Annotated in this window: 7 protein-coding genes; 1 reads left to right on the top strand and 6 read right to left on the bottom strand. The window is 68.8% G+C overall.

Annotated elements, in window-relative coordinates:
- Positions 1 to 2: 2 nt before the first annotated feature.
- From FE256_RS06830 to FE256_RS06815, 4 genes are all read right to left on the bottom strand, one after another.
- Complete coding sequence (locus tag FE256_RS06830) at positions 3 to 386, bottom strand: DUF779 domain-containing protein (protein WP_138174072.1); 384 nt, start codon at positions 384 to 386, stop codon at positions 3 to 5.
- Positions 387 to 743: 357 nt separating this feature from the next.
- On the bottom strand, positions 744 to 2,294 hold the full coding sequence (exaC, locus tag FE256_RS06825) for an acetaldehyde dehydrogenase ExaC (protein ID WP_138174070.1): 1,551 nt from the start codon (positions 2,292 to 2,294) through the stop codon (positions 744 to 746).
- A 237-nt stretch (positions 2,295 to 2,531) separates the two neighbouring features.
- The gene (locus FE256_RS06820; protein ID WP_138174068.1) at positions 2,532 to 3,056 is read right to left on the bottom strand and encodes a hypothetical protein; all 525 of its coding nucleotides are present in this window, start codon (positions 3,054 to 3,056) and stop codon (positions 2,532 to 2,534) included.
- Positions 3,057 to 3,084: 28 nt separating this feature from the next.
- Positions 3,085 to 4,392, bottom strand: coding sequence for a GAF domain-containing protein (locus FE256_RS06815; RefSeq protein WP_138174066.1), 1,308 nt, complete (start codon positions 4,390 to 4,392; stop codon positions 3,085 to 3,087).
- A gap of 374 nt (positions 4,393 to 4,766) precedes the next feature.
- Between FE256_RS06815 and FE256_RS06810 the strand changes: the two genes are divergently transcribed.
- A complete protein-coding gene (locus FE256_RS06810) occupies positions 4,767 to 5,801 on the top strand; it encodes an NAD(P)-dependent alcohol dehydrogenase (RefSeq protein ID WP_138174064.1) in 1,035 nt (344 codons plus the stop codon).
- A gap of 187 nt (positions 5,802 to 5,988) precedes the next feature.
- Here FE256_RS06810 and FE256_RS18125 read toward each other — a convergent pair whose 3' ends face one another.
- Complete coding sequence (locus FE256_RS18125; protein ID WP_171024240.1) at positions 5,989 to 6,603, bottom strand: helix-turn-helix domain-containing protein; 615 nt, start codon at positions 6,601 to 6,603, stop codon at positions 5,989 to 5,991.
- 551 nt (positions 6,604 to 7,154) lie between these two features.
- Positions 7,155 to 8,108 carry a hypothetical protein gene (locus FE256_RS06800; protein WP_138174060.1) on the bottom strand — a complete coding sequence of 318 codons (954 nt, stop codon included), beginning with the start codon at positions 8,106 to 8,108 and terminating at the stop codon, positions 7,155 to 7,157.
- Positions 8,109 to 8,267 lie beyond the last annotated feature (159 nt).

Genomic DNA, 8,267 nt, shown 5'->3' with positions numbered 1-8,267 from the left:
CATCACACCCCCACCCCGAACGCCACCGCCTCCTCCTCGGTCAACATCCGCGACCGGATGAGGAACCGCATCCCCGTCGGCCCTTCGACTGAGAACCCCGCACCCCGCCCCGGCACGACGTCGATCGTGAGGTGCGTGAACTTCCAGTACTCGAACTGCGACTCCGACATGTAGACCTCGATCGGATCGTCGAGGCCGACGTCGATGTTGCCGAGGTGCACGTCGCTGGGGCCGGTGAGGAACATCCCCACCGGGTAACACATGGGGGAGCTGCCGTCGCAGCAGCCGCCTGACTGGTGGAACATCAGCGGGCCGTGCTTCGCCGTCAGGTCGCGCAGCAGCGCGGCCGCGGCATCCGTCACGTCCACGCGGGAGAGTTCTGGCATCCGTTCTTCTCCATTCCTCGAGAGCGCGTCCCACTACGTGCGGGAGATCGGCGCTCGATCTGCACCAAGTGGGACACGCCACCGACGTCACCCACAGGCATGTCCCACTAAGTGCGGATTCAGCCGGTGCAACTCGCACAAAGTGGGACACGCCACCACCGAAACCACACGCGCGTCCCACAATGTGCCGATTCAGCCCGCCGAACCCGCACCAAGTGGGACACGCACAGCCTCAACACCAACCAAAAGGGTGTGACCCCCGGGGAGAGCATCCCGGGGGTCACCGAGCGTCGGCGACCCGCCGCCCCGACGCTCCGTCCACGACGGCGCCAAGACGCTGCAGCCCACGGCGCCGGCTTAGAAGAAACCCATCGCGCCTTCGGCGTACGACACGAGCAGGTTCTTCGTCTGCTGGTAGTGGTCGAGCATCTTGAGGTGGTTCTCGCGGCCGATGCCCGACTGCTTGTACCCGCCGAACGCGGCGTGCGCCGGGTACTGGTGGTACGTGTTGGTCCAGACGCGTCCGGCCTCGATGGCCCGACCGGCGCGGTAGGCGGTGTCGCCGCTGCGGCTCCACACACCGGCGCCCAGGCCGTAGAGGGTGTCGTTCGCGATCGAGATCGCGTCGTCGAAGTCGTCGAACGACGTGACCGAGAGCACCGGGCCGAAGATCTCCTCCTGGAAGATCCGCATGTCGTTCGTGCCTTCGAACACCGTCGGCTGGACGTAGTAGCCGCCCGACAGCTCGCCGCCGAGGTCGACCCGTTCGCCACCGGTGAGCAGCTTCGCGCCGCCGGCCTTGCCGATCTCGATGTACGACAGGATCTTCTCGAGCTGGTCGTTCGAGGCCTGCGCGCCGATCATCGTCTCGGGGTCGAGCGGGTTGCCCTGCTTCACCTTGCCGACGCGGGCGAGGCCGTCGCCGAGGAACTGGTCGTAGATCGACCGCTGGATCAGCGCCCGCGACGGGCACGTGCACACCTCGCCCTGGTTGAGGGCGAAGAGCGTGAAGCCCTCAAGCGCCTTGTCGTAGTAGGGGTCGTCGGTGGCGCGCGCGACGTCTTCGAAGAAGAGGTTCGGGCTCTTGCCTCCGAGCTCGAGCGTCACCGGAATGAGGTTCTGCGACGCGTACTGCATGATCAGGCGGCCCGTGGTGGTCTCACCCGTGAACGCGACCTTGCGGACGCGCTTGTGCTGCGCGAGCGGCGCCCCCGCCTCGATGCCAAAACCGTTGACGATGTTCACGACACCGGCCGGCAGCAGGTCGCCGATGATGTCGAACAGGAACAGAAGGGATGCCGGCGTCTGCTCGGCCGGCTTGATCACGACGCAGTTTCCCGCGGCGAGCGCGGGAGCGAGCTTCCACGCGGCCATGAGGATCGGGAAATTCCACGGGATGATCTGGGCCACCACTCCGAGCGGCTCGTTGAAGTGGTACGCGACGGTGTTCTCGTCGAGCTGGCTGAGCGAGCCCTCCTGCGCCCGCAGCACCCCCGCGAAGTAGCGGAAGTGATCGACGGTCAGGGGAATGTCGGCCGCGAGCGTCTCGCGCACCGGCTTGCCGTTCTCCCACGTCTCGGCGACGGCGATCTTCTCGAGGTTCTCCTCGATGCGGTCGGCGATCTTGTTCAGGATGACGCTGCGCTCGGCGGCCGTGGTCTTCTTCCAGGATGCGAACGCCTTCCAGGCGGCATCCACGGCCCGGTCGATGTCGGCGGCGTCACCGCGACCGACCTCGCAGAAGGGCTTGCCCGTGACGGGGGTGATGTCTTCGAAGTACTCACCGCTGTGCGGCTCGACCCACTCCCCGCCGATGTAGTGCCCGTACCGCTCGCGATACTCGGCGACGGCCCCGCGCGAACCGGGGGCGGCGTAGACGCTGGAAACGCCTTCTTCGACGATGGTCATGCGTGTCTCCTTCGACGGTCATGAACGCCGCAACGGCCTTGGGGCGGCGATGCGCCGACGGTACGCCGAGGGACGTTGCATCGGGTTGCACGGGGGCCGGGCCGGACCGCGCCACACGGCCGCTGCACCCCGCGCCACCGCACGACTACGCCAGCCGCCCGGCCGCGGCCGACCCCGCGGGGCGCAGAACGACGGATGCCGCGACCCTGAGGCCGCGGCATCCCTTCTGTCGTGCGATTACGCGTCGGCGTCGGCCAGAACCGATCGCAGCGGCGGGACGTTGACCTCGTGCAGGTCGACGTTGTCGAGACGCTCGATGCTCTGCACGCGCGGGGCGATGGCGCGGTCGTCGGCGACGATCCAGCTGCCGACGAGGAGGAAGCGGTCGTTGCCCGCGGTGATCGGACCGGTGACGGCGAAGGTCTGGTGCGTGGGCGTGAGGAACGTCACGCGCACGGGCGTGCCGTGGGGGAGCGTCGAGGGGTCGACGACGTCGGCCGACAAGGCCGGCTCGGGGGCGGGGATGCCGAGGTCGATGCGCTGGATCTCGGCGCTCGTGGCGAGGATCACGTCGCCGACGAGCGGCTGACCACCGACACCGATGCGTACCGTGCCCTCGAGGGCGTACAGCCCGTAGCGAGGGGAGCGGACGATGACACGAGCGATGTCGCCGGCCTTGACCTCGGCGAGGGCCTCGCGGATGCGCCCCACGTCACGTCGCGCGCGAGCAGCCGAGAAGATGTCGAGCGTCTGTTCGTCCATGCAGCCAGCGTAGCCAGGGCCTCCGACATCAGTCCCCTTCGAGGCGCTCGATCCGGGTCACGAGTCCAGCACGCTTCGGCGAGCGGGCCGGCAGCATCCCGAGGCACAACCGCAGCAGCTCGACGTCCTCGCGCGCGTCGGCGGTCTCGGCGTACGCGAGCAGCACGTCGATCCCCGCTTCCTCGATCAGGGCTTCGCGCAGCGCCGAGCGCACCGACTCGCGCACCTCGACCACCCCGGGCGCGACGGAGTCGGGCAGCACCGGCCCGCGGTAGGCGGCGAGGGCCACGCGGTGCGCCCCGCGGTCGAGCAGCGACAGCACCTGCTGCGCGTCGGTCTCGAGGCCGTCGAGCAGCCGATACGGGCGGGATGCCGGCACCAGACCGGGCGCGAGGGGCGCGAGCACGCGGCGCAGCCGCACCATCTCGGGCCGCAGCGTCTCGGTCGCCGGGTGCCCGTAGACGGCCTCGCTCAGCACCTCAGCGGACATGCCCTCGCGGTGCACGGCCAGGAGCAGCAGGATCTCGGCGTGCCGCGCGCCGAGCTCGATCACCGTCTCGCCGGTCTCGCCCGACACCTCCAGCAGCGCGCGGTCGCGGCCCAGGATCCGCAGCACCGCCCGCGTCCCGGGGGAACGGCGCGGGGACCGCGGCGGAGGAGTCTGCTGCGCCCGGAGCCGTGCGACGAGGATCTCGCTCTCGATCGCCCGGGCCGTGGCATCCACCAGCAATTGGGCCTGCGGGGTGACGGCCTCGGGCCCTCCCGTGACGTCGATCATCCCCAACAGCTGCCGCGTCTCGGGATCGTGCACCGGTGCCGCGGTGCACGACCACGCCTGCACGAGCCGGTTGAAGTGCTCGGCCCCACGGATCTGCACCGACCGGTCGAGGGTCAGCGCCGTCCCCGGGGCCGAGGTGCCCACGGTATCCTCCGACCAGTTCGCGCCGGCCACGAAACCCATGTCTCCCGTGAGCGTGCGGACGCGCTGATCGCCCTCGACCCAGAGCAGCCGCCCGGCCGCGTCGCCCACGGCCACGACGACGCCGGAATCCTCGGCCGACCCGGGCAGCAGCAGCGCGCGGACCATGTCCATGACCCCGGCCAGCGGATGAGCCCGGCGGTACGCCTCGAGCTCGTCGCTCGCGAACTCGAGCGTCGGCAGGCCTTCGGGTCCGACGAGGGATGCCAGCGACCGCCGCCACGAGTCCTGCACCAGGGGCCTCACGTCGTCGAGACGGCGATCGTCGTTGCCCGCGAGGAGTTCGTCGTGCGCACGCGCGATGAGCAATCCCGAGGTCTCGGGGGAGATGGTCGGTCGCGACCATGGAGAAGGCACGGGACTCCCATCGACGGTGACGGAGGTGGCACCAGTGTAGGTCGGCGCGTGCCACCGCGGCAGGGTTCACGGCGGGATGCCAGGCACCTGGCGCTGCGGGCCGCGTGCGGAAGCAGCCTCGGTGGCCCCGGGGCCACGCACAACGCCCCGGGGCCACGTTCCGCGCCCCGAACCGGCGGGGCGCGACACAAGCGGAGCCGACCTCGCGGCACCAGCGCGCTCGCGTCGGCGTGTCGCTCCCGGCATCCGCCAGTCCATTCACGTGCATTGATGAGTTCCGTTCTCAAGCGCGGAAAACGCCGCCACCCCCCTCGACACGCCCCCGCGACGGGAGGACGGTGGAAGTACCCGAACCACCGACAGAAAGGGATGCCATGAAGGCAGTGCAGTACCGGGAGATCGGTAGAGGACCCGAGGTCGTCGAGATCGACGATCCCCACCCCGGCCCCGGTCAGGTGCGCCTGAAGGTGACCGCTGCGGGCCTGTGCCACTCGGACTGGTTCGTCATGGACCTGCCCGAGGAGCAGTACACCTACGGCCTGCCCCTGACCCTGGGCCACGAGGGCGCGGGCGTCGTCGACGAGCTCGGCGAGGGTGTCGAGGGCGTCGAGATCGGCGCCGCGTACGCCATCTACGGCCCCTGGGGCTGCGGTCGCTGCCACGCGTGCGCCAGCGGCGCCGAGAACTACTGCCCCTACGCCGCCGCGATGGGCATCACCCCTCCCGGACTCGGCAGCCCGGGCGCCATGGCCGAGTACGTCATCGTCGACGACCCGCGCCACCTCGTGCCGCTCGGCGACCTCGACCCCGTCGAGACGGTCTCGCTGACGGATGCCGGACTCACCCCGTACCACGCGATCGTCGCCGCGAAAGAGAAGCTGTACCCCGGTGCGACGGCCGTTGTGATCGGCGTCGGCGGCCTCGGACACGTGGGCGTGCAGATCCTCCGCGCGATCACGCAGGCCACCGTCATCGCGGTCGACGTCAGCGAAGACAAGCTCGCCCTCGCCCGCGAGGTCGGCGCCCACCACACGGTGACCTCCGACGAGCACGCCGCCGAGCGGATCCGCGAGCTCACCGGCGGCCTCGGCGCGTCGGCGGTGTTCGACTTCGTCGGCGCGCAGCCGACGATCGACCTGGCCCGCGAGGTCGCGGCGATCAACAGCTTCATCCACATCGTCGGCATCGGTGGTGGCATCCTGCCCGCCGGCTTCTTCTCGACGCCGATGGGCGCCGCCGTGCGCGCGCCGTACTGGGGCACCCGCAGCGAGCTGATCGAGGTGCTCGACCTCGCCCGCAGCGGCGCCGTGGGCGTGCACGTCGAGAAGTACGACATCGACTCCGCCGTCGAGGCCTACCAGCGCCTGCACCACGGCGAGGTGCGCGGCCGCGCGGTCGTCGTTCCGTAAGCGGGCGTCGCGCTCCGGGGCGTTCGATGCCGGGCGTTCGGGGCGTGATCCGTGCAGTGGGGCGCGCAATGGACCGCCCCATCTGCCGTTTCGCGGCCCCAGACCGGCCAGAGCGTCGAGGGGGTGGCATCCGGGAGTGGATGCCACCCCCTCGGTAGTCGTGGTGGCGACACTCACCCGACCGAGGTCAGCTGGCGCGTGACTGCGACGGCGATTCGATGAGTCCGCCGGCGTCGCGAATGTCTCGGGGCGTCTTTCCGAGGTGGCGCAGGCAGGCTCGCCGCAACGAGTCGACCGATCCGAAGCCACTCCGCTCGGCGACCTCCTCCAAACTGTGGGGAGGCTCCTCGCGCAAGAGCTGAAGCGCTGCCTCCACCCGCACCTCTCTCAGGGTCTGAGCGAACGTACGACCGTGTGCAGAGAAGATCCTCTCCAGGCTTCGTCGCGACATCCCCAACACCTCGCTCACCTGGTCGGGACCGAAACTCGGTGCGTGCGCGTTGCGCTTGAGGATGAGGATGATGCGGTCGAACTCGTCATCCGCCTGCTCCGCGACGCCCGATGCCTCCTGCACGAGTGCGCGCGCCATGCCGCGAGTCAGCTCCCGCAGAACCGAGACGTTCCCCTCGTCGTCCGCGGTTCTGCTGTCCACCAACCCGCACATGAATGTGCAGGCTGAGCGGAGCACAGGCGACGTCATCGACATCGGCTCGGGCGACAGCGGACCCTCGCTCAGTCCACCGACCTCGTCCCGATCGAACGTGAACACGACAACCTCGGAGGGGACCAGAAACTCGGTCACGATCCGGTCGCTCCCCGGGCGAACCACGAAGACGCCATTGTTCTCTACGACCGTTCGCGGCACGTCGGTGGTCACTGCGACGGCGCCGGACATCACGAACAGGGCAAGGAACCGCCGACTAGAGCGCGGCCGCGCACGAGTCCACTCCATCGCGAGAGATCGCGTGGTGAATCGCGCGACCAAGAACGAGTCGAACCGTAGTGCCGCGAGGTCCATATCGACGGGTCTGATCGGTGGAAGGAGGCTCGCCCCCGCGTCACTGAAGACCTTCCGCAGCACCTCGACGTCTGTCGTCCTGGCCGTGATGCGCTGAAACCCGATCGATCCGAGCCATCCGACACCATCGTGAAACCTGAGGGAGCCGAGTGCGGAGTGGTCATTCTTCATGGGCGCACCTCGAGGAAATAGTAAGACGCATCTAGCTCGAGCGCATTTCAGTCACCGAAATCGAACATTGTAATCCCGGCGACGGGAGACCTCGAAGCTCAATCAGCGTCGAGATCCCCCGCCACCACCGCCCCGTCGGGGCGGTCAATTCCCTTGATCCGCCGTCAGACCGCGCAGGTGGTGGTCGTCTTGATCCACAGGGCGTCACCCGTCGTGCCATTCGAGTAATTCACGTACCCGGACTGGTTGGTCTCCGTCGACCCGCCATCGCCGACCTTGACCCACGGGCGCTCTGCCGAGGTCGTACGCCAGACCTCACCGTTCGCCTTCACGGCAACCGCACCGTTATCCGACGCCGACAGACGCACGAAACCGGAATTACTCGCCGCAGCGATATTCGCCGCCGTCGAGCCATACCGCAACGCGCCATCCTTTACCCACAGCGCATCCCCGGACTCACCGTTCCCGAAAGCCACATAGCCGGACTGATTCGCCTCCGTCGACCCGCCATCGCCGACCTTCACCCACTCCGGCGCATCCGACGTGGTACGCCAGACCTCACCGTTCGCCTTCACCGCGACCGCACCGTTATCCGACGCCGACAGACGCACGAAACCGGAATTACTCGCCGCAGCGATATTCGCCGCCTTCGAGCCGTACTGCAAGGCACCCGTCGTCCGGACGGGGAAAGCGGTCTGGATATTCGCACCAGAAACGGTCGCGGAGATCACACCCGTTTTCGGACCGGCGAGGATGTCTCCCGCTGGAACCGTAACGACGCCGTCCGACCCGCTGATGTAGGTACCGGTCACGCCGGAACGGAAGCGCGCGCCATCGGGCAACGTGACCGTCACGGCACGCCCCGCTGCGGGGGCACCGTTCTCGGTGACCGTGAAACGAATGGGGGTGACCGTCGCGCTGCACGCCGTGGTCTGGGTGGGCGGCTCAGTGACGACGATGGCGAGAGTGGTCGACGCAGAGGCGGATGGAGCGGCGACAGCGACGGTGATGGCGGGGACGGACCATGCGCCCGCAACGACGATCGACCGGCGCGAGATACCCCGCTGGCTCCGGGAGGCGTCGCCGACGGGCTCAGGGGATGTGGGCGTGGGTGTCATAAGTGCTCCGATCGGTCAACGCAAGGACGGCAGGCCACTGCCCCCGCGCCAAGCTATGCAGCCGAGTCCTCTCCACGTCATGGCCTCAAGCCACTGACGGATATTGCAGTCCCAGGTGACGTCGATTGCGTTCTACGGCCCGATCACCCCTCATGCGAG

Source organism: Microbacterium sp. 5K110 (assembly GCF_005774735.1).
GTDB lineage: Bacteria > Actinomycetota > Actinomycetes > Actinomycetales > Microbacteriaceae > Microbacterium.
Note: the sequence above shows the minus strand (reverse complement) of the source record. Positions and strands in the feature narration are given on the sequence as shown.